The 21354-nt window shown below is 71.0% G+C and carries 21 protein-coding genes; 10 read left to right on the top strand and 11 right to left on the bottom strand.

The window, feature by feature from the left end:
* The first annotated feature begins 108 nt into the window (after positions 1 to 108).
* Positions 109 to 342 (top strand): WhiB family transcriptional regulator, encoded by a 234-nt coding sequence (locus tag ACFYTQ_RS22275; protein ID WP_040827503.1) that lies wholly within the window; start codon positions 109 to 111, stop codon positions 340 to 342.
* A 12-nt stretch (positions 343 to 354) separates the two neighbouring features.
* On the opposite strand, the gene ACFYTQ_RS22270 is transcribed toward ACFYTQ_RS22275, so the two are convergent.
* Positions 355 to 831 carry a metallopeptidase family protein gene (locus ACFYTQ_RS22270; protein WP_387363956.1) on the bottom strand — a complete coding sequence of 159 codons (477 nt, stop codon included), beginning with the start codon at positions 829 to 831 and terminating at the stop codon, positions 355 to 357.
* 95 nt (positions 832 to 926) lie between these two features.
* Here ACFYTQ_RS22270 and ACFYTQ_RS22265 point away from each other — a divergent pair, with 95 nt between their 5' ends.
* The 5 genes from ACFYTQ_RS22265 to ACFYTQ_RS22245 all read left to right on the top strand — a co-directional run bounded on the left by ACFYTQ_RS22265 (position 927) and on the right by ACFYTQ_RS22245 (position 6289).
* Complete coding sequence (locus tag ACFYTQ_RS22265; RefSeq protein WP_387364272.1) at positions 927 to 1313, top strand: DUF3499 domain-containing protein; 387 nt, start codon at positions 927 to 929, stop codon at positions 1311 to 1313.
* 81 nt (positions 1314 to 1394) lie between these two features.
* Positions 1395 to 2771 (top strand): phosphomannomutase/phosphoglucomutase, encoded by a 1377-nt coding sequence (locus tag ACFYTQ_RS22260; RefSeq protein ID WP_387363953.1) that lies wholly within the window; start codon positions 1395 to 1397, stop codon positions 2769 to 2771.
* 73 nt (positions 2772 to 2844) lie between these two features.
* Entirely contained in the window at positions 2845 to 4053 is a 1209-nt protein-coding gene (locus ACFYTQ_RS22255; protein WP_387363950.1) for a tobH protein, read from the top strand.
* The gene (manA, locus tag ACFYTQ_RS22250; RefSeq protein ID WP_387363947.1) at positions 4053 to 5288 is read left to right on the top strand and encodes a mannose-6-phosphate isomerase, class I; all 1236 of its coding nucleotides are present in this window, start codon (positions 4053 to 4055) and stop codon (positions 5286 to 5288) included. The genes ACFYTQ_RS22255 and manA overlap by 1 nt, the downstream gene beginning before the upstream one ends.
* 65 nt (positions 5289 to 5353) lie before the next feature.
* A complete protein-coding gene (locus ACFYTQ_RS22245; protein WP_387363944.1) occupies positions 5354 to 6289 on the top strand; it encodes a cation diffusion facilitator family transporter in 936 nt (311 codons plus the stop codon).
* Between the two features lies 1 nt (position 6290).
* Here the strand turns inward: ACFYTQ_RS22245 and ACFYTQ_RS22240 are convergent, their stop codons facing one another.
* Positions 6291 to 7745: a phytoene desaturase family protein gene (locus ACFYTQ_RS22240; protein WP_387363941.1), complete on the bottom strand. Its 1455-nt coding sequence runs from the start codon at positions 7743 to 7745 to the stop codon at positions 6291 to 6293.
* A gap of 139 nt (positions 7746 to 7884) precedes the next feature.
* Positions 7885 to 8475: a TetR/AcrR family transcriptional regulator gene (locus ACFYTQ_RS22235; protein WP_387363938.1), complete on the bottom strand. Its 591-nt coding sequence runs from the start codon at positions 8473 to 8475 to the stop codon at positions 7885 to 7887.
* A 90-nt stretch (positions 8476 to 8565) separates the two neighbouring features.
* On the opposite strand from ACFYTQ_RS22235, the gene ACFYTQ_RS22230 reads away from it, so the two are divergent.
* Entirely contained in the window at positions 8566 to 9006 is a 441-nt protein-coding gene (locus ACFYTQ_RS22230; protein ID WP_387363935.1) for a DUF4267 domain-containing protein, read from the top strand.
* 7 nt (positions 9007 to 9013) lie between these two features.
* On the opposite strand, the gene ACFYTQ_RS22225 is transcribed toward ACFYTQ_RS22230, so the two are convergent.
* The 3 genes from ACFYTQ_RS22225 to rfbD are packed head-to-tail and all read right to left on the bottom strand — an operon-like array spanning position 9014 to position 11940.
* Positions 9014 to 10108 carry a sugar phosphate nucleotidyltransferase gene (locus ACFYTQ_RS22225; RefSeq protein WP_387363932.1) on the bottom strand — a complete coding sequence of 365 codons (1095 nt, stop codon included), beginning with the start codon at positions 10106 to 10108 and terminating at the stop codon, positions 9014 to 9016.
* 57 nt (positions 10109 to 10165) lie between these two features.
* Positions 10166 to 11059 (bottom strand): glycosyltransferase family 2 protein, encoded by an 894-nt coding sequence (locus ACFYTQ_RS22220; protein ID WP_387363929.1) that lies wholly within the window; start codon positions 11057 to 11059, stop codon positions 10166 to 10168.
* Positions 11060 to 11070: 11 nt separating this feature from the next.
* Positions 11071 to 11940 carry a dTDP-4-dehydrorhamnose reductase gene (rfbD, locus tag ACFYTQ_RS22215; protein WP_387363926.1) on the bottom strand — a complete coding sequence of 290 codons (870 nt, stop codon included), beginning with the start codon at positions 11938 to 11940 and terminating at the stop codon, positions 11071 to 11073.
* 226 nt (positions 11941 to 12166) lie between these two features.
* On the opposite strand from rfbD, the gene ACFYTQ_RS22210 reads away from it, so the two are divergent.
* The 3 genes from ACFYTQ_RS22210 (at position 12167) to ACFYTQ_RS22200 (ending at position 15840) form a co-directional block, all read left to right on the top strand.
* Positions 12167 to 13603, top strand: a complete 1437-nt coding sequence (locus tag ACFYTQ_RS22210) for an LCP family protein (RefSeq protein ID WP_387363923.1) — start codon at positions 12167 to 12169, stop codon at positions 13601 to 13603.
* Positions 13591 to 14301 carry a TIGR03089 family protein gene (locus ACFYTQ_RS22205; RefSeq protein ID WP_387363920.1) on the top strand — a complete coding sequence of 237 codons (711 nt, stop codon included), beginning with the start codon at positions 13591 to 13593 and terminating at the stop codon, positions 14299 to 14301. The genes ACFYTQ_RS22210 and ACFYTQ_RS22205 overlap by 13 nt, the downstream gene beginning before the upstream one ends.
* A 228-nt stretch (positions 14302 to 14529) precedes the next feature.
* Complete coding sequence (locus tag ACFYTQ_RS22200) at positions 14530 to 15840, top strand: cytochrome P450 (protein ID WP_387364269.1); 1311 nt, start codon at positions 14530 to 14532, stop codon at positions 15838 to 15840.
* 198 nt (positions 15841 to 16038) lie between these two features.
* On the opposite strand, the gene ACFYTQ_RS22195 is transcribed toward ACFYTQ_RS22200, so the two are convergent.
* The 5 genes from ACFYTQ_RS22195 to ACFYTQ_RS22175 all read right to left on the bottom strand — a co-directional run bounded on the left by ACFYTQ_RS22195 (position 16039) and on the right by ACFYTQ_RS22175 (position 21150).
* Positions 16039 to 17613, bottom strand: a complete 1575-nt coding sequence (locus tag ACFYTQ_RS22195; RefSeq protein ID WP_387363917.1) for a carboxylesterase/lipase family protein — start codon at positions 17611 to 17613, stop codon at positions 16039 to 16041.
* Positions 17614 to 17676: 63 nt separating this feature from the next.
* A complete protein-coding gene (locus tag ACFYTQ_RS22190) occupies positions 17677 to 17949 on the bottom strand; it encodes a SelT/SelW/SelH family protein (protein ID WP_387363914.1) in 273 nt (90 codons plus the stop codon).
* Between the two features lie 14 nt (positions 17950 to 17963).
* A complete protein-coding gene (locus tag ACFYTQ_RS22185) occupies positions 17964 to 18359 on the bottom strand; it encodes a YchJ family protein (RefSeq protein ID WP_387363911.1) in 396 nt (131 codons plus the stop codon).
* Complete coding sequence (locus ACFYTQ_RS22180; protein WP_387363908.1) at positions 18359 to 18751, bottom strand: hypothetical protein; 393 nt, start codon at positions 18749 to 18751, stop codon at positions 18359 to 18361. Before ACFYTQ_RS22180 ends, ACFYTQ_RS22185 begins: the two co-directional genes overlap by 1 nt.
* Complete coding sequence (locus ACFYTQ_RS22175; protein WP_387363905.1) at positions 18736 to 21150, bottom strand: AAA family ATPase; 2415 nt, start codon at positions 21148 to 21150, stop codon at positions 18736 to 18738. Before ACFYTQ_RS22175 ends, ACFYTQ_RS22180 begins: the two co-directional genes overlap by 16 nt.
* Between the last annotated feature and the right edge of the window lie 204 nt (positions 21151 to 21354).

The raw sequence follows: 21354 nt of genomic DNA, 5'->3' as shown, positions 1-21354 counted from the left end.
GGGGGAAACAAGGTGACAGTGACACCACCGCAGGGAGGACAGTGGGCACGCGCTCAGCAGAAGCCGGAACCACCGCGGCTCAGCCTGATCGTCACCGACTTCGATGCGATGTTCGACACCATCGAGGAGCAGTGGCAGGAACGGGCCCTGTGCGCCCAGACGGATCCGGAGGCGTTCTTCCCCGAGAAGGGCGGCTCGACCCGCGAGGCGAAGCGGATCTGCATGGGCTGCGAGGTCCGCGACGAATGCCTCGAATACGCGCTGGCGCACGACGAACGCTTCGGCATCTGGGGCGGGCTGTCGGAGCGGGAGCGCCGCCGCCTGAAGCGGGGCATCGGCTAGGCCCCCGCCGGATCACTCCGGTTCGGGATCGATGACGTCCGGATCGACGCCGAGATAGGTGGCGAGTTGCTGGACGAGCACCTCCCGAAGCAGATCGACCAGGTCGTCGGGGTCGTTCGCGCGTAGTTCCAACGGTTTTCGGAACAGGACGACGCGGGCCCGGGTAGCCGCTCCGTGCCGGTCCACGCCGGCCGGGACCAGGCGCGACAGCGGCACCGGGCCGTCGGCGACCACCTCGTCGGGCCAGGTCACCGAATCCGGATGCAGCGGACGGATTTTCGGCACGTCGTCGACCGCGATATCCAATTTGGTGAGCCGATCGTGCCAGCGGCTGTCCAGGGGTGCGAACGCCTCCAGCACCAGCCGATCGAACTGCTGGCCCCGGGTCCGCCAGGCGGGCACGGTCGGCGGCAACATGGGTCCGCGCACCCCCCGCCCACGCCGCAGCACCGACCGGGCGGTGGGGGGTCGCTTCCGGGATCGGGTCATGGCTCGAATCTAGTCCCCCACGTGATCGCCATCCCATCCTGCGTGTCTCGCGGCGCGCGGCGGTGTGGGGGGTTACTCTCCTTGGCGTGATTCCCATGCGTCGTTGCTGCCGTCCAGGCTGCAAGAACCCGGCCGTCGCGACGCTCACCTACGTCTACTCGGACTCGACGGCCGTCGTCGGCCCGCTGGCCACCGTGGCCGAACCGCACTCCTGGGACCTGTGCGAGACCCACGCCTCCCGGATCACCGCGCCGAAGGGCTGGGAACTGGTCCGCCACGAGGGCGGCTTCTCCACCTCCCCCGACGACGACGATCTGACCGCGCTGGCCGAGGCCGTTCGCGAGGCCGGAATGCGCCGTCGCACAAGCGAACCCGAGCACCGCGGTTACGCCGACCCGCCCGCCGCCCCCGCCCGTCCGGCCCGCACCGGGCGCACGGGCCGCCGCGGCCATCTGCGCGTCCTGCCCGACCCGCCGAATTGATCCGAGTCCCGGCTCGCCCGCGTTCCGCCGAGGGGTGGGACCCCCGCCTGCGCCGGGCGCGCGCCTACTAGGGTGGTTCATATGACAGTCGCGCGATCTGCCGAGTCGGTACATGCAGTTGTCAAGGCTTACGACGTTCGCGGTGTGGTCGGCGAACAGATCGATGCGGAATTCGTTCGGGACGTGGGCGCTTCGTTCGCGCGGCTGATGCGAGAGGAGGGCGCGGCCCGCATCGTCATCGGGCACGACATGCGCGACTCCTCGCCCGGCCTGTCCACCGCCTTCGCCGACGGCGTGCTCGCCCAGGGCCTGGACGTGGTGCACATCGGGCTCGCCTCCACCGACGAGCTGTATTTCGCCTCGGGCCATCTCTCCTGTCCCGGAGCGATGTTCACCGCCAGCCACAATCCCGCCCGCTACAACGGCATCAAGCTGTGCCGCGCCAACGCGCTGCCGGTCGGCCAGGACACCGGTCTGGCCACCATCACGAGCGAGCTGATCGAGGGGGTGCCCGGATTCGACGGCGCCCCCGGCGCCGCGAGCGAGGTGAACCTGCTCGACGCCTACGCCGAATTCCTGCGCGGGCTGGTCGATTTGAGCGCGGGCCGCGCGCTGAAGGTCGCCGTCGACGCGGGCAACGGCATGGGCGGCTACACCGTGCCCGCCGTGCTGGGTCAGGTCCCGCAGCTCACCATCGCCCCGCTGTACTTCGAGTTGGACGGCTCGTTCCCCAATCACGAGGCCAATCCGCTGGACCCGAAGAACCTGGTGGACCTCCAGAAGTTCGTGCGCGACAACGACGCCGACCTCGGGCTGGCCTTCGACGGCGACGCCGACCGCTGCTTCGTCGTCGACGAACAGGGCAACCCGGTCCCGCCGTCGGCGATCACCGCGCTGGTGGCCGAGCGCGAACTGGCCAAGGAGCCGGGCGCGACCGTCATCCACAACCTGATCACCTCGCAGGCGGTGCCGGAGTTGGTGAACCGGCTGGGCGGCACCCCGGTTCGCACCCGCGTGGGGCACTCGTTCATCAAGCAGGAGATGGCCGCGACGGGCGCGATCTTCGGCGGCGAACACTCCGCGCACTACTACTTCCGCGACTTCTGGGGCGCCGACTCGGGCATGCTGGCCGCGCTGCACGTGCTGGCCGCGCTGGGCGAGAAGGACCGCCCGATGTCGGAACTGGCCGCGTCCTATGCAACATATGCCGCCTCCGGGGAGATCAACTCCACAGTGGCGGACGCGAAGGAGCGAACGATGGCGGTACTCGCGGCATTCGAGGGTAGGTCCGAATCGGTGGATCGGATGGACGGCGTGACCGTGCGGTTGCCGGACAAGGCCTGGTTCAATCTGCGCGCGTCCAATACCGAACCGCTGCTGCGGCTCAACGTCGAGGCCCGATCGCAGGACGAAGTAGACGCACTCGTGACCGAGATCCTCGGCATCGTCCGCGGCTGACTGGAATAGTGGAATCACAGAGCTCGGATTCGACCGGCCTGGTGACCCGATTGAGGGGAGGTGGCAACGCCCGATGATCGCAGGGACACCGGTACTCGACCTCGATGACGTCGCCTCGCTGGAGGCCGCGGATTCCGGAGGGACATTGCGCTCGGCCGCCTCGGGCGGCGCCCAGGTGCGCGCGACGGCGGCCGCCATCGGTGAGGACGCGCTGAGCCGGCTCACCGATCTCCGCCCCCGAAGTCTGGTCCTGGTCTCCGGCTCCGGCCGCGCGGCCCGCGCGGCGGGATTGCTGGTGGCCGCGGTCGGCGACCGCGCCGGCTTGCCGATCGTGCCGGTCACCGAGATTCCGCAGTGGGTCGGCCCGTTGGACGTGGTCCTGGTCGCCGGGGACGACGCGGGCGATCCGCGGCTCATCGGCGCGGTCGACCGGGCGCTGCGCCGCGGCGCGGAGGTGGTCGTCGCCGCGCCCGACGAGGGTCCGATGCGCGCGGCCGCGGCCGGACGCGCGGCAGTGCTGCCGCCCCGGGTCCCGGTGCTCGACCACAATCGGCTGCTGCGGTACCTGGCCGTCGAACTCGCCGTGCTGCGGGCGATCGATCCGGTCCGCGCGGCGACGCTGGTGCCCGATCTGAACGCGCTCGCCGACCTGCTCGACGCCGAGGCGCTGCGCGACGGTCCGCAGAACGAGGTCTTCCACAATCCGGCCAAGACGCTGGCCGCCCGGATGCGGGAGCGCGATGTCGTGCTGGCGGGCGACTCCCCCGCCGCCACCGAGGTGGCCGGGCACGCCGCCGAGGTGCTGTTGCTCGCCGCGGGCCGCATCGCGACGGCCACGGATCTGGCCGATGCCGTGGCCGCCCACGGCCGCCTGAGCGAGGCCGCGAACGCGGCCGCGCCGGACTACGATCCGCTGTTCCACGACGAGCAGCTCGACGGTCCGGCCCCGGTCGAACGGGTCCGGGTGTTCGTGGTCAGCGCCGACGCCGATCAGCTCGCCGCGCATCGGCGGCTGGCCGTGTTCAGCGGCGGCGGACTCGTCGACGCGGATCTGCTGAACCTCGAGGCGGAGCTGACCGGCGGCGAGGCCGCGGTCGGACCGGCCGCGGAAGACCTGCTCGCCGAATCGGTTTCGCCGCGTCCACCCGTGCGCGGCGGCGAACTCGAACAGCTCGCCGTGCTGATCCTGCGCCTGGAGATGGCGGCGGCCTATCTACGTCTGCTCGGCGGCCGACCGGTGGCCGCCGACCGCCCGGCCCAGTACGACGGGGGAACCTACTAGTGCACGAACTCGTAGGTGCGTTGCGTTCCTATGCCTGGGGTTCGCGCACCGCGCTCGCTCGGTTGTGCGGGCGTCCCGTCCCGTCCGCGCATCCGGAGGCCGAGCTGTGGTTCGGCGCGCATCCCGCCGATCCGGCCCGGCTGCGCCTCGACGGCCGCAACGCCTCGCTGCTCGAGGTGGTCGACGCGGATCCGCAGCACGAACTGGGTTCGGTGGCACCGGCTTTCGGCGGCCGCCTGCCGTTCCTGCTGAAGATCCTCGCCGCCGAGGAACCGCTGTCGCTGCAGGCCCATCCCAGCGCCGAACAGGCCCGCGCGGGGTTCCGGCGCGAGAACGAGGCGCGGGTGCCGCTGGACTCGCCGCTGCGCAACTACCGCGACGAGAACCACAAGCCCGAACTGGTGGTGGCGCTGGAACGATTCGAGGCGCTGGCCGGATTCCGCGAGCCGCGGCGCACGGTCGCCCTGCTGCACGCGCTGGGCGTACCGGAACTGATCCCCTACGCGGAACTGCTGGGCGCGCAACCGGATTCCGACGGTCTGCGCACGCTGTTCACCACCTGGATCACCTTGCCGCAGGCCATGCTCGCCACCCTGCTGCCCAAGGTGCTCGACGGCTGCGTGCACTACCTCAAGCAGTCCGACGACGAATCCGCCTCGGCCCCCAAGGAATTCGTGGCCGAGGCGCGGACCGTCCTGGAGCTGGCCGAGGGCTATCCCGGCGACGCGGGCGTGCTGGCCGCGCTGCTGCTCAACCGCATCACGCTGGAACCGGGGCAGGGGCTGTACCTGGCCGCGGGCAATCTGCACGCCTACCTCAGCGGGGTCGGGGTGGAGATCATGGCCAACTCCGACAACGTGCTGCGCGGCGGGCTGACGCCCAAGCACGTGGACGTTCCGGAACTGCTGCGGGTCCTGGACTTCGAACCGCTCGAGGTCCCGATCGTCGCGCCCGAACCGCTGGGCGACGGGGCGTTCGGATATCCCACGCCCGCACGCGAATTCGAGCTGCGGCGGTTCGAGCTGACGCCGGACGCGGAGCCGGTGGAGATCCTCGACGGCGGACCGGGCATCATCTTGTGCACGGCGGGCAACCCGTGGTTGCGGCACGGCGCCGACGAACTGCGGATCGCCCCGGGCGGCGCGGCCTGGGTGTCGGCCGCGGACGGCCCGGTGCGGGCGCGGGCGGACGCGGATGCGGCCCAGGTGTTCTGCGCCTGCGTTCACGATCGGTAATATCCGGGCGAATCGGACACGGCTCGCAGGTGCGCGCCGCGAGACGGAAGGACCAGGGCTGCGACATGTCTGCCGGTGGCGGTAAGAAGGCGATCTTCGCGGCGTTGACCGCGAACCTGGGGATCGCCATCGCGAAGTTCGTGGGTGCGGCGATCACGGGTTCGTCGTCGATGCTGTCCGAGGCGGTGCACTCGGTGGCCGACACCGGCAACCAGGGGTTGTTGCTGCTGGGTCAGCGGCGCGCCGAGCAGGAGGCCGACGCCAAGCATCCCTTCGGTTACGGGCGCAATCGGTACTTCTACTCGTTCGTCGTCGCGCTGGTGCTGTTCACCCTGGGCGCGATGTTCTCGCTGTACGAGGGCATCCACAAGATCCAGCATCCGGAGAAGCTGGAGTCGCCGATCGTGGCGATCGTGATCCTGGTGATCGCGGTGGCCCTGGAGGGCTTCAGCTTCGTCACCGCGATGCGCGAATCCGCCCCGCTGCGCGGCAATCTGAGCTGGTGGCGGTTCATCCGCAACTCCCGCAATCCGGAGCTGCCCGTGGTCCTGCTCGAGGACTCCGGCGCGCTCATCGGCCTGGCCTTCGCCCTCGTCGCGGTCGTGCTCACCGTCCTCACCGACAATCCGATCTGGGACGGCATCGGCACCCTCGGCATCGCCGCCCTGCTCGGCACCATCGCCGTGGTCCTGATCGTCGAGATGAAGAGTCTGCTCATCGGCGAGGGCGCGACCCCGACGCAGGACCGCAAGATCCGCGAGAACCTGGTGGACGGCAGCCGCATCGACCGCGTCATCCATCTGCGCACCGAGTACCTCGGCCCCGAGGAACTGCTCATCGCCGCCAAGGTCGCCATCGTCCCGGGCCTCGACATCGCCGACGTGGCGCAGGCCATCGATGCCGCGGAAGCCCGTGTCCGCGAGGCGGTTCCGGCCGCGAGGCTCATGTACATCGAACCCGACCTGTACCGCAGCCAGCAGGCCACCGAATCGAGCCGCTGAGCTACGCCGGCCGCAGCAACGCCTCGGGCTCGGTGGTGATCGCGAACCGTTCCCGCAGGGCGTGCCGGGCGGCGTGCAGCCCGGACATGCCGTGCACGCCGGGACCCGGCGGGGTGGACGACGAGCAGAAGTAGACGCCGGGCAGCGGGGTCGCGTACGGATTCCAGCGCGGGGCCGGGCGCAGCGGGGTCTGGAGCAGGGTCATCGCGCCCGCGGAGATGTCGCCGCCCACGTAATTGGCGTTGTAGTAGGGCATTTCGGCCGCGGTGCGGACGTTCGTGGCGAGGACGAGGTCGCGGAAGCCGGGGGCGAAGCGCTCGAGCTGATTGACGACGGCGCCGCTCACGTCGCGCGGGGAACCGTTCGGCACGTGGGCGTAGGTGTACAGCGTGTGCCCGCCCTCGGGCGCGCGCGTGTCGTCGACGATATCGGGCTGGATGACCAGGACGTAGGGCCGTTGCGCGTGTTCGCCCGCGGCGACGGCCTTTTCGGCGGCGACGGCCTCGGCGCGAGTGCCGACCACATGCAGGGTCCCCGCGCGATCACAGCCCTCGCCCTGCCACGGCACCGGACCGGACAGGGCGAAGTCCACCTTGCAGGCCGCCCCGCCGTAGCGGAACCGCTCGAGCTGGCGGGTGTAGCGCTCGGGCAGATCGTCGCCCGCGACGCGCAGCAGTTCGGCGGGCGCGGTGTCGAGCAGAATCGTTCGCGCGGAACGGAATTCGTCGAGCGAGTCGACCCTCGTCCCGGTCTCGATGCGGCCACCGTGTTTCACCAGATCCGCCGCGAGCGCGTCGACGATGGCCTGACTCCCGCCCCGCGGCACCGGCCACCCCTCGGCGTGCGCGAGCGTGCCCAGCAACAGCGCGACCCCCGCGGGCGGCAACGAGCGCGGCGGCGAGATCGCGTGCGCGCTCACCCCGGTGAACAGGGCCGCGGCGGGCTCCTCCCGAAATCGCAAGCCCCACAACGGCGATGCCTGTTCCAGCATCCGCCGCCCGAACCGCACGCCGACGCCCACGTCCAGCGGCGGATGCCGCAGGTCCGACATCGCCAGGGCCACAACGCCTTCCCAGCGCCGCACCAGCGGCTCGTACAACCGCCGCCACGCCGCGCCGTCCCGCCCCAGCCCCGCCACGGTCCGGTCGAGATCCCGCCAGGCCACCCCGGCCACACCCCCGTCGAGCGGATGCGCGTAGGACGCCTCCGGCGTCAGCATCTCCACTCCGTGCGCGGCCAGATCGAACGCCCGGAAGAACGGTGACGCCACGGCCATGGGATGCGCACCCGCGCACACATCGTGGTGATAGCCCGGCAAGGTCGACTCCGCCGTCCGGCAGCCGCCCCCGATCGTCTCCCCCGCCTCGTACACCTCCACCTCGAGGCCCGCCCGAGCGAGGATCACCCCCGCCGCGAGCCCGTTCGGCCCCGCTCCCACCACCACCGCATCAGCCATGGTCCCCACTGTAGGCGCGACCCCGAATCCGCCCGGCCATTCGGCGGCCCGAGCCCTCCGCCCTGTCGCGGCCGACGGAGGAGACGGCCCAATGCCCTTGGCGCGCTTCGGTCCAGGCCCGCCCCTCGGGGGCCGAGGTTCAGGCGTGCTCGACCGCGCGGCCGCGGGTCCACTGCTCCACGAGGATGTTCAGGCGCTGGCGGCGGAAGTCGGGGCGGAGGCGGGCGTGGTGGTCGAGGTGGGCCAGCCCGTGCAGGGCGCTCATGGCGACCTCGGTGAAGGTCTCCGGGTCGTGGTCGCCCGCGAAGGGGGCGAATACGGCCATCAGCTCCGCGAAGCCCTCGACCAGGACCTCGGGGGCGCCGTCGCCGAATTTCAGGTCCACCTTCTGCACGAACATGGCCTCGTAGAGGGCGGGATTGGTGCGCGCGAACTCGAGGAAGCCGCGGGCGACCGCGACGAGCGCCTCCTCGGGGGTCCGCGCCGCGGCCCGCAGCCGCCGCATCAACTCGGTCAACTCGACGAAACCCTGTTCGGCGACGGCGGCGACGATGGCGTCGCGGCCGTGGAAGTGGCTGTAGAGCACAGGCTGGCTGTACTCGATGGCGTCGGCGAGGCGGCGGACCGTCACCAACTCCCAGCCCTGCGTCTCGGCGATCTCGCGGGCGGTGTCGATGATCTGCTGATGCCGCTCGGCGCGCTGGCGTTCTCGTCTGGCCTGAGTGCTCACGAATTCGATTCTAGCACCGCTAGACAACATAGCCGCCGACAAGCTATGGTTGCCGCATCCAATAGCAACGCTAGATTTCGGAGCACTCCAATGACCTTGTCCCGCATCAACACCGGTCTCGTCCTGCTCGGCGCCGCGTTCATCCTCTACATCGGCGTCGGCTATCTCCTCGTCCCCGAATCCACCGCCACCGGTTTCGGCCTACCGGAGTGGCCGCACGGCGACGCCGTCGCGTTCCTGAATCTGAAGGGCGTGCGCGACACCGCCTCCGGCGTGCTGCTGCTGGCCCTGCTGGCGACCCGGCAACGCCTCGCCCTGGGGGTGACCATGCTGGCGATCGCCCTGATCCCCATCGGCGACATGCTCACGGTGCTGAGCTACCACGGCTCCACGGCCATCGCCCTGAGCGTGCACGGACTCACCGCGGCCCTGGTCCTCCTGACCGGTCTCCTGCTGCTGCGTGAGCGGCGGGCGGGCCGCGCGGAATCGTCCGGCGCTCGGGCCGCGACCCCCGTTCCGGTCGCGGCCTGAGCGAGGGCTACACGTCGGTGGAGAAGCGGATGCCGCCGTCGGGGATCTCCACCCCCGGCCACACCCGGGCCCCGCGCAGCAACTCGCACCGCGCGCCGACACTGGCCCCGTCCCCGATGACGGCGTCGCGGACCAGCGCCCGCGGCCCGATCCGAGCACCGAACCCGATGATCGAACGTTCCACGGTCGCACCGGCTTCCACGCGGGCGCCGTCGAACAACACCGCACCGTCGAGGCGGGCCCCCGCCCCGACCTCCGCGCCCCGGCCGACCACGGTCCCGCCGATCAGCAGCGCGCCCGGCGCGACACCCGCGCCGGCGTGCACCAGCGACTCCCCGCGCTGGCCGGGCAGCGCGGGCGAGGGCGCGATGCCCCGCACCAGATCCGCCGAGCCCCGGACGAAATCCTCCGGGGTGCCCATATCCCGCCAATAGGAGATGTCGACATGTCCCTGAATATGCGCACCCTCGGTCAGCAGCGCCGGGAACACCTCCCGCTCCACCGACACCGGCCGACCGGACGGGATCTTCTCGATGTACTCGCGCCGGAACACGTAGCACCCGGCGTTGATCTGATCGGTGGGCGGATCCTGGGTCTTCTCCAGAAACGCTGTGACCCGGCCGGTTTCGTCGGTCGGCACGCATCCGAACGCGCGCGGATCGCTGACCCGCACCAGATGCAGCGTGACATCGGCGTTGCTCGACACGTGCGTGTCGAGGATCGCGCCCAGATCGCTGCCGCCGAGCACGTCACCGTTGAACACCATCACGGTGTCGGCGCGCAGCTTCGGCAGCACGTTGCGAATGCCGCCGCCGGTGCCCAGCGGCTCGGTCTCGGTGACGTACTCGATCTCGAGTCCGAGGTCGGCGCCGTCGCCGAAATGCGCCTCGAACACCTCGGCCTTGAACGAGGTGCCGAGCACGACGTGGGTGATGCCCGCGTCGGCGATGCGGGCGAGCAGGTGGTGCAGGAACGGCAGACCGGCCACCGGCAGCATGGGTTTCGGTGCCGAGAGGGTCAACGGCCGCAGCCGCGTCCCCTGGCCGCCGACCAGGATCACGGCATCGGTCGCGGTGCCGGGCACAGCCGAGTTGTCCGCCATCAGTCTCCCTGTTCAGGTTCGATCCACGCGCGCGTGGCCGAAGAGATCCGTCGCGCCCTATTGCTGCGCGGCGCGCTCACGCAGCGCAGATCGAACCGCAAGGCGGCAGCGGATCGCAAGTCCGGCGCGCAGCGCGAGCCGCAACGGGGCCTGCCACCAGTGCGGATGCCGGTCGGCCTGGAAACGATACGCGGAGGCGTGATGGGCGGGCAGCATCGCCTCGGGATTGCGCCCTGCCGCATGCCCCTTCGCGTGCGTGACCTCGGCCGTCGGCACGAATACATTGTGCCAGCCCGCCTTGCCCATCCGGTCGCCGAAGTCGACGTCCTCCATGTACATGAAGTAGCGCGAGTCGAATCCGTCGATCGAGTCGAACGCGGCCCGGCGCACCAGCAGACACGACCCCGACAGCCACCCGACCGAGCGCTCGGACAGTTCCTCGTTCTCCTGGCGATACCGACGGGTCCACGGATTGGTCGGCCAGATCGTGCCGAGCACCGCGTGCCCCGCGCCGTCGAGCAGTCCCGGCACGCGCCGCGCCGACGGGTAGACGCTGCCGTCCGGTTCGAGCACGAGCGGTCCCAGCGCGCCCGCCCGCGGCCAGCGCTGCGCCGCCTCGAGCAACCGGTCGATCGAGTCGGTCCCCCACCGAATGTCCGGATTCGCGATGACGATGAACTCGACCGCCGGATCGATCTCGGCCACCGCGCGATTGATCGCGCCGCCGTACCCGATGTTGCCCCCCGTGCGCAGCAGCCGCACATGCTCGTTGGCCTCGGCCGCCAGCTCCGGCGTCCCGTCGGTGGACCCGTTGTCGGCCAGAACGACCTGCGGCTTCTCATTGGTCGCACCCGCCAGCGTGCTGATGAAGTGTTCGAGGTGCTCACCGGGCGAATACGTGACGGTGACCACGACCAGGCCGGGTCGAGCGGAGGGTTCCGAAGCGTTCACGGGGGCCCAGCCTATCCGCAGACGCGACGCAGTGCGTCGCGGAGGGCGAGACGCCAATCCCGCAGCGGGGTGAGTCCCGCGGCGACCCAGGCGCGATCGGACAACACCGAATACGCCGGTCTCCGTACGGGACTCGGGAATTCGGCGCTGGTGCACGGCCGCACCCGGTCGGGGTCGGCGCCGACCTCCTCGAATACAGCACGCGCCAGCTCGAACCAGGTCGCCTGCCCGGCGTTGGTGGCGTGCAGCACCGCCGGAAGCGGTTGCGGCCCGGGCGAATTCACGCGCGCGGCCAGTTCGAGGAGTCCGGCGGCGAGATCGTCGGCGTAGGTGGGCGAACCCAGTTGGTCGTTCACCACCGACACCGTCTCCCGCTCGCGTTCCAGCCGCCGCATGGTGGCGACGAAGTCGCCGTGGTCGCCGGTGTAGACCCACGCGGTCCGCACGATGTGCCCGTCCTCGCCCAGTGTCCGAACGGCCCGTTCCCCGGCCAGTTTGGAACGTCCGTAGACGCTGGTCGGTCCGGTCGGATCGTCCGGTTCGTAGGGCCGGGTGCCGTGGCCGTCGAAGACGTAATCGGTCGATACGTGAATCAGCCTCGCGCCCAGGGCCGCACACGCGGCGGCGAGCACGGCGGGTCCGGTCTCGTTGCCCGCGAAGGCCGCGGCCTCGTTCGATTCGGCGGTGTCCACGGCCGTGTACGCGGCGCAGTTCAGGACGAGGTCGCCGGGCCGCAGGGTGGCGCGCACCGCCGCGGGATCGGTGATGTCGAGGTCCCCGCGGCCCAGCGCGAGCGCCTCGGGCGCGCGGGCGATCACGGCGCGGCCGAGTTGTCCCCCGGCCCCGGTGACGACCAGACGCGAGTCGGACGAGGAATGCACGCGGCAAGTCTGGCACGCCGCGCCGGTGCCGGTTGAACCATGCGCCCCCTCGCATTCGTTAGCCTCGACCCTCGAGGGGTAGACAGTCAACATGGGGTTATCGGGTGGGGTCGAAAGGACGGCACACGTGACGCAGGGCAGAGGTGGAACAACGCTGTCGCGAGCGCGTGGCACGAGTTCCCCTCTGCGCGGCCCGCGTTCGCGTGACTATTACGGCAAACCGCCGGTGAACCGTTCCGGCCGGCTCATCGCGGCGGTCGCGGCCACCCTGGTCTTCGCCGTCACTGGCTTCGGCTGGCACGGCGTCGACGGCCTGGTGTCGGGCATCGAGCGGATCGGCAATCTGGGCCTGGGCGGCGGAAGCGACGGTGCGACCGACATTCTCATGGTCGGCATCGACAGCCGCACCGACGCGCACGGCAATCCGCTGTCGAGTTCGGAACGCGCCATGCTGCACGCGGGCGACGAGGTCGGCACCAATACCGACACCATCGTGTTGATGCGCGTCCCCAACGACGGCCGCTCGGCGACCGCGCTGTCCATCCCCCGCGACTCCTACGTCGACATCCCGGGAATCGGTATGGGCAAGATCAATTCGGCCTACGGCGTCACCAAGGAGAAGGCACGCCAGAAGCTGATCGCCCAGGGCCTGTCCGACGCCGAGGTGGAACGCCAGTCCACCCAGGCCGGGCGGCAGGCGCTGATCAAGACCGTCGGCAATCTGACCGGTATCACCGTCGACCACTACGCCGAGGTGAGCCTGCTGGGTTTCGTGCTGCTCACCGATGCCGTCGGCGGGGTGCAGGTGTGCCTGAACAACGCGGTGGACGAACCGCTTTCGGGCGCGCAGTTCCCGGCGGGCGAGCAGCGCCTGGACGGTCCGGAGGCCCTGAGCTTCGTGCGCCAGCGCCACGATCTGCCGCGCGGGGATCTGGATCGGATCGTGCGCCAGCAGGTGTTCATGGCCTCGCTGGTGCATCAGGCGCTCAGCGCCCGCATCCTCGCCGACCCCGGCAGGCTGAAGCAGCTCAGCGACGCGGTCGGTCGCACGATCGTGCTCGACGACGATTGGGACGTCATGCGTTTCGTGCAGCAACTGCGCGATCTTTCGGCCGGGCAGGTCCAGTTCGAGACCATTCCGGTGGCGGACATCAACAGCACCACGGCATCCGGCGAATCGGTCGTGAAGGTCGAACCGCGCGCGGTGAAGTCGTATGTGGCGGCCATGGTCGGCGGCGGCCACGCCACCGATTCCGACACACCCGAACCGTCGTCGGTGACCGCCGACGTCTACAACGCGAGCGGCACGCCCGGCCTCGCCGGACAGGTGGCACAAGCCTTGGCGGGCAAGGGTTTCCGTACCGGGACCGTGGACAACTGGATCGGCGGCCCGGTGTCGTCGAGCCGGGTGGTCGCGGGCAGCGCCGCCGATCCCAAGGCCAAGGCCGTCGCCAAGGCCCTGGGCGGACTGACCGTCACGGCGGAGGCCGGACTGCCCGAGGGCACGGTCCGCGTCGTGCTGAGCGGTGACTATTCTGGTCCCGGCTCGGCGGCGGGCAGCCTGTTCGACATGTCCGGAACGTCGGCGACGACGACCGCGACCCCGGTGCCCCCCGCCCCACCCATCGACGCCGGCCAGAACGGACCCAAATGCGTGAACTGAACCAGACCCTCACCGGCGCGCTGCTCGATCCCATCCTGGCCCGCGACCCGGCCGGTCCGCGCATCACCTACTACGACGACGCCCTCGGCGCCCGCATCGAACTGTCCGCCCTGACCCTCGCCAACTGGGCGGCCAAGACCGCCAACATGATTCGCGACGAGTTCGGCGTCCAACCCGGCGGCCGCGTCGCCGTCCTGCTCCCCGCCCACTGGCAGACCGCCGCCGTCCTGCTCGGCTGCTGGTGGGCGGGCACCGAGGTCGTCCTCCGCCCCGACCCCACCGCCGAAATGGCCTTCACCGCCGCCGACCGCGTCGACGACGCCGCCGACATCCCCGAGGTTGCCGTCCTCTCCCTCGACCCCATGGGCGGCCCCGCCCGCGACCTCCCCGTGGGCGTGGTCGACTACGCCACCTCGGTCCGCGTCCACCCCGACCAGTTCCACCCCACCACGACCGGCCCCGCCCTGGAAGGCGCCTCCGTCCAAGAGGTCCTCACCCAAGCCCGCGCCTCCGCGAAATCCCAATCCTTCACCGAGGACTCCCGAGTCCTCTCCACCACCCCCTGGACCACCCCCCAACTCCTCACCGAAGACCTCCTCGCCATCTACGCCGCCGGCGCCTCCCTCGTCCAGGTCACAAACCCCACCCCCAACCCCCACCGCCTCCACACCGAACACATAACCCACACCCGCCCCTAACCCCCAAAAGCTACGCAACACAGCCGCACCCTTTATTCGAATCCGCACCCCCTACAAGCCCCCACAACGGGTGCGGATCCGAATAAAGGGTGCGGCTGGGCCGGCCCCGCGTAGGATCGGCGGCGTGTCCTACCTGGGTAGGGGGTCGGGGTCCGTCTCGGGCACGTTTCGGGGGGCCGGGTGGTTTCGTACGGTGGGACCAGGACTGGACGACGAACGGGGATGGCGATGATGCCGCAGTATGTGCTCCGGTGGGTGTCGGCGCAGGGGATGCCGCGATACGCGATGAAGATGTTCGCGCGGCGCGGGGATGCGTTGTCCCGCTTGATGATCGAGGAGTCCAGCGCGCACGATCCGTATCCGGTGCTCGACGAGTTGCGCGCGCGGGGACCGGTGGTGCCCTCGCCGATCGGCTCGGCGGTCATGGATCACGAGCTGTGCCGGACGATTCTGCGCGACAACCGGTGGGGCGTGCGCGCCCCGGACAGCTTCGAGGTGCCCCGTCCGCTGCAACGGTTGACCGAACGAAACCCGTTGCCGCCCAACCCCGTCGAACCGCCCTCCATGCTCGTCATCGACCCCCCGGACCACACCCGGATGCGCCGCCCGGTGACCTCCGCCTTCACCCCGCGCGCGATCGCCCGGCTGCGCGCCCGGGTGGAATCGGTGACCGAGGAACTGCTGGCCGCGCTGCCCGCGGGCGGGTCGGCCGATCTCGTCGCCACCTACGCCTCGCAGGTCCCGATCGCGATCATCTCCGAAATGCTCGGCTTCCCGGACGATTCCCGCGACCTGTTCCTCGAGTGGGGCGACGCCATGAGCCCGCTGCTCGACGTCGGCCTGTCCTGGCGCACCTACCAGCAGGCCATGCGCTCGATGAAGGTCATGAACACCTACCTCGACGACCACATCGCCCGGTTGCGCCGCGAACCCGGCGAGGACATCCTGTCCAGCCTGGTCACCGCGGGCGAACTCGACGACCGCGAGCTGAAGGCGTCGGCGAGCCTGCTCATGGGCGCGGGCTTCGAGACCACGGTCAACCTCATCGGCAACGGCGTCGTCCAGCTGCTCACCCACCCCGACCAGCTGGCCCGCCTGCGCGAGGATCCGGACCTGTGGCCCAACGCGATCGAGGAGATCCTGCGCTTCGACCCGCCCGTGCAGACCACCGCCCGCACCGCGCTCACCGACGACATCGAGCTGAACGGCGTCCGGCTGCGCAAGGGCCACACCGTGGTCATCTCCCTCGCCGGAGCCAACCGCGACCCGAAGGTCTTCGAGGACCCGACCCGCTTCGACGTCACCCGCCCCAACGCCAAGGAGCACCTGACGTTCTCCTCGGGCATCCACGTCTGCCTCGGCGCCAGCCTCGCCCGCATGGAAGGCGTCTACGCGCTACAGGCCCTGTTCGACCGCTTCCCCGACCTCCGCCTCGCGGGCCGCCCCCGCCGCCGCTCGGTCTTCACCCTCCACGGCTACACCCACCTCCCGGTGGCCCTCGGCGAACCGGCCCACCACCCCGCCCCGAGCATCAGCTGAACCCTGCGGCCCTGTGTCCTCCGAGCAGTGGCCTCCACTGAACCCCACGGCCTTGCGTCCTCCAGGCGGTGGCCTCCGCTGAATCCCACGGCCCTGCGTCCTCCAGGCGGTGGCCTCCGCTGAACCCTGCGGCCCTGTGTCTTCCGAGCGCTGACCTCAGCTGAACCCCACGGCCCTGCGTCCCCCGGCCGGTGGCCCTCAGCTGAACCCGACAGCCTGATCCCCCCACGCCGTGTGCAGATCGTGGTCCGGATCATCCACCACGCTGTCCACCGCGTCGATGACCAACGTCGTGCGCGTCGACTCCCGATAGGGCGGCCAATGCTTGGAGCCGTCCAGCGCCGCCGGGACCCCGTGCTCGGCGAAGGCGAGCCAGCGTCGCATCATGCGCCCCGACACCTCGGTGGCGACCTTGCGGCCGCCCAGCCAGAACGTCGGATCGTGGTTCAGCGTGCCGAAATTGCCGAAGACATACGGCAATTCGGTCGCGTGGCCCGCGCCGACCCGGGCCGCCTTCAGCATCGGCGTCGCCTGATCGAAGCGATACATCCAGGTCCGGGTGTGCCGGGAGTGCGCGTCGGCCACCCAGTGCGCGGGCATCCGGAACGCCGCGTCGGTCGACATGGCAAGCGCGCCACGGGTTTTGGCGAGGTCCGGATACGCCGAGGTGATCTCCGCGATCCGCTCGGCCGATACGTTCGGATGTTCGGTCGCGACCGCCTGCAACATCGCGTTGACCGCGTCCGGCGTCACCGGCATGATCGGCGAGCGGAACAGCCGGAACAGCGACGCCTCCTCCTTGTTGGTCCCGATGATCAACGGCACCCGATGCGACCGCCCCTGCTGGAACCGATCCGCCGGATATCCCGGCAGCACATCGCCGTCCACGACGGGCGCGGCCGCCAACCGGCCCGGCGACTGCAACGGCACCTCGTCGAGCAGCACGCCCGCCGCGTCGATGATCCGCTCGATCGGGCACTCCAGCAGTTCCGCCGCGCGCTCGGGCGGCAGATCCAGCAGCTCCAGGAACCGGCGCGCCACCCCGGCGGCCCGCTCGCGGCCGAAAACCGTTGTCGCGGGCGGACTCTGGGCGATCGCCCGATGGAACAGCCCGGCCGCGCGCGGCGCGGTGAGCAGGGCGGTCACACAACCCGCGCCCGAGGACTCCCCGAACAGCGTGACATTGCCGGGGTCCCCGCCGAAGGCCGCGATATTGTCGCGCACCCACTCCAGCGCGGCGATCTGGTCGCGCAGGCCGAGATTGGGCACGAAGTCCTCGCCCAGCGAGGACAGATCGAGGAAGCCGAGCGCCCCGAGCCGATAGTTCACCCCGACCACGACGACATCCCCGGCCTCGACCAGGCGGCGGCCGTCGTAGATGGTCTGCGCGGCCGTGCCGAGGCAGTAGGCGCCGCCGTGCAACCAGACCATCACCGGCCGGGGTTCCTCGGAGGTGCGCGCGGGCGCCCACACGTTCACCCACAGGCAGTCCTCGCCCATCCGCAGCCCGGAATCGACGGGAACCATCGCCCCCATGGTCTGCGGGGCGATCTCACCGAATTCGACGCAGTCGCGCACGCCCTCCCAGGGCGGCGGGGGCTGGGGCGGTGCGAAACGACGAGGTCCGGCGGGTGCGGCGGCGTAGGGAATGCTGCGCCACGTGTGCACTCCGCCCTGCCGCAGACCGCGCACCGCCCCCGCGGTGGTCCGCGCGACGGGGGCCGGGGCGTCCATATCCGCGCTGGGGGCCGCCTCGAAGAATTGAGTGCTCATCTCGCACCTCCTCGTACTCCGTATATCGAGAGTACGTCCACGATCACCTTCGGCGACGGCAACTCATCCGCGATCGATATGACCGAGGTCGCGACCTGGGTCGATCCGATCGCGGACCCGTTGCTTGAGTACCGCGATCTCGGGAAAACCGCCGTCGGCTCGACGTTCCCAGATCTGCTGCTCGTCAATCGTGACGCGGAATACTCCGCCACTTCCCGGTATCAGCGCCACCTCGGACAAGTCGGTGCCGAAGGTGTTCAGCAACTCCTGGGCCATCCATCCGGCCCGCAGCAGCCAGCGGCATTGGGTGCAGTATTCGATCGCGACGCGTGCCATAGCGGCAGGCTACGTCAGCCGACGATCCCGTCCAGGTACACCCACTGGCCCGCGACCCGGACGAATCGGCTGCGTTCGTGCAGCGTGCCGCGTTCGCGGCCGGCGCGGTAGTGGGCGCGGAACTCCACCTCGCCGTCCTCGTCGAACAGCCCGCCGCGCGCGGTGCGCAGGATCTCGAGCGCCACCCAGCGCTGCCCCGGATCCAGGTCCAGCACCCGTGGCCGGGTGCTGGGATGCCAGGATCTCAGCAGGTAGTCACGGTCCCCGACGGCGAAGGCGGTGTAGCGCGACCGCATGAGGGTCTCGGCGGTGGGCGCGGGACCGGTGCCGTCGAGCCGGGGTCCGCAACAGGCCCCGAACCGTTCGCCACTGCGGCACGGGCACGGGTCGGTGTCGACGAGAACGGCCATCACGCGATTATGTCGGCCCGCGCGTGATCCAGTTCGCCGACGAGCCACACCGTGTCGTCGTACCAGCCGCGCAGCTCCACGACCGTGGGCGCCAGCTCGTAGTCGTGATGATGGCCCGCCCGCGACAGCGTCGCCCACAGCGCGGCGATCCGGGCGGCGGTCGCGGCGCCGACGTGCGGTTCCAGGGCCAGCAACTGCGCGCGCATACTGCACCGGGCCAGCGGCGGGGCGACGTCCGCCCACAACCGGTCGATGGCCTGTTCCAGCGCGATCCGCAGCAACCACACCGTCGCCCGCGACCACAGCCCGCCCGCGTCGGTGACGGTCCCGGCCAGCAACTCCTCGGCGGCCGCGAGGCGGTCGGCGACGGTCGGGGTCACGGATTCAGCCATTTGACCAATCTCCTTGTGCCCGAGAGCAATTGGCCAACACCGCGATCGATGCGAATGTGCGCGCCCGCGGCGGCGTCGCGCAGCACCGCGCGCGCCCAGGGCGCCTCCCGGTCGAGCAGCAGGTTCAGGTCGTCCACCCGGTCGGGTTCGCCGAGGATCGCCAGCGAGACCTTCTCCCAGGTGGTGCGGGCGGCGTCGACGCGGCGCTGCACCTCGCGATGGTCGACGCCCTCGCCGAGCAGGGTGCCGCGCGCACGGGCCAGCGCGGCCGCCTCGATCGCCGACCGGCAGCAGGTGATGACCAACTCGGCGGCGATCGGGCGGGGCAGTTGCCGTGTCCGCAACAGGGCATTGGCGTCACTGAGATACCGGCGTACCGGATCCTCCGCGACCCGGATCTCGACCGTGGACCGTTCGCGCCGCTGCACGTCCAGCACGGTCGCCTCGAGCCGCAACCGGCGCACCGCCTCGGCCAGGCGCTCGTCGTGGGTGAACACGACCACCTGCCGTCCGCTGCGCGCCGCGGCCGCCAGCACCCGGGCCAGCCCGTCCACCTTGGCGGGATCCATGGCCTGCACGGGATCGTCGATCATGACGAAGCCGAACGGGCTCTCCGGCACAGTCGCGCGCGGCAGGAACAGCGCCAATCCCAGCGCGTGCAGCTCGCCCTGGCTCATCACGCCCAGCGCGGTGCCGCCGGTGTCGTCGACGGTGACGTCGAGCAGCACCTTGCGGCTCGCACCGGCGTTGCCCTGCAAGCGAATCGCGCCGAGGTCGACATTGCTCTGCTGCCGCAGCCCGCGCCAGATGCTGCGCGCGTGGTCGGCCAGCGGCGCCATCCGCTGTTCGCGCAGTCCCGCGGCGGCCGACTTCAGCCAGTCCTCGGCGCGGCGCACGGTGCGCAGCTCCGGTTCGGCGGCGGCCACGGCCGTGGCGTCGCGCAGCCAGGCGGCGATGCGGGGCACGAGCGGAGTCCAGACCGCGTCCAGCCGATCGAGTTCCTTGCGGGCCGCGCGGCGCAGCGTCTCGAGGCCGCGCACCGCGTCGCCGTGCGCGGTCCGCAGCCGGTTCGGCAGGCCGGGGGCGTAGTCGGCGTCGGCGAATTCGGCCCAGGCCGACCAGGTTCGGCGCGCGGGGCCGGTGTCGACATTGGGGACCGAGGGCGTCGCGGGGTCCAGTTCCGCGGGCACCGGCTGGACGAGGGCGCGGGCGCGGTCCACGGCGCGTTCGAGGGCGACGCGGGCGGCGGTGAGCGCGGCGGCCCGATCGGTGAGCCGCCCGATCTGGATCTCGGTGTCGCGCCGCCACTGCTGGTCGAGAGCGCCGCGACCGCACACCGGGCACGGGCAGTCCCCGCCCGCGTCGACGTGGTCGCGGGCGCGGCGGAGCAGCTCGAGCACGCGCAGTTCGGCTTCCATATCGCCGGTGGCGTGCGCGGCGAGTTCGGCTGCGCACCTGTGGATGTGGTCGGCGGCGGCGTGGACCTCCGCCGGCTCGGGTAATCGCAGCCGCAGCACGGCCTCCAGGGTCGCGGCCCCGCTCGGGTCGTGCCGGGCGCCCGCGAGTTCGCGGCCGATGGCCGGCAGGTCCGGCTCGGGGGCGCGCAGCAGGTCCGAGACCCGCGCGGCGCGGTCGTCGGCGACCGTCGACAGGGCGGTCAGCAGCGAATTGCGTTCGTCGCGTGCGGCTTTGGCGGCCCGTTCCAGTTCGAGGCGGCGCGTGCGGGTGCGGTCCTGGGCGGCGGTCAGATCGTCGAGGCCGAGCAGTTGGTGCAGCGCGTCGAAGAGGTCGCTGGGCCGCCCGTCCACGAGCGCGCCGAGTTCGCTGTAGGACAGGAACGGCCGATACAGCTCCAGCTCCCGCGACCAGTCCTCGACCCGATAATCGATGGGCGGCTTGCCTTTTCGGCGCAGGGTCCAGGTGCCGCCGGACAGGTCGGCGTCCTCGGGCCATTCCCGCCGGATCGTCAGCGGCGCATCGGATCCGGTGGTGGTGAGCTCCAGGTCGATGCGGGCCACCGTGCCCTCGTGCAGATTCCGCCAGCCCTCCCGCCACACCGACGACCGGCCCTCCCAGCGCCGGTTCACCCCGGTGAGCGCCAGTTCCGCGGCCTCGGCGAAGCTGGACTTCCCGGAGCCGTTGCGGCCCACGACCAGCGTGAGCCCGGGGCCGGGCGCGAGGCGCAGGGTCGCGCGCGGACCGATGCCGCGGAAGCCGCGAACCCTGATGGCGCTGACGAAGATTCCACTGTGGCCCGGCCCGGAGCGCGGATCCGGTTCGGCGCCGAGCGCCTCGAGCACGGTGTGGGCGACGTCGGGTGTGATCGACGGGTCGGCGTCCAGTCGACGGGAAACCAGGTCGACCAGGCGCGGTGGGCCTTCGTCCGGCGCATCCCCCAACTGCCACTCCCTCGCGTTCGAACTCCACACGCACCGAGTCGCTGCCGCACTCGGCACTCTGGCGAACGCTACCGGATCGCACACGAATATGCGCCTGCGCCTGAACCTCCCGTCGAACCGGCCCGGGCGGGACGAATGGCCATCGATACGGTTGATCCGCCCGATGTCCACCCCTCGGCCGTCCCGGCCGGGCAGTTCCACGGT

The sequence above is a fragment of the Nocardia sp. NPDC004068 genome (assembly GCF_042874315.1).
GTDB lineage: Bacteria > Actinomycetota > Actinomycetes > Mycobacteriales > Mycobacteriaceae > Nocardia.
This window is presented reverse-complemented; position numbering and strand designations above follow the sequence as displayed.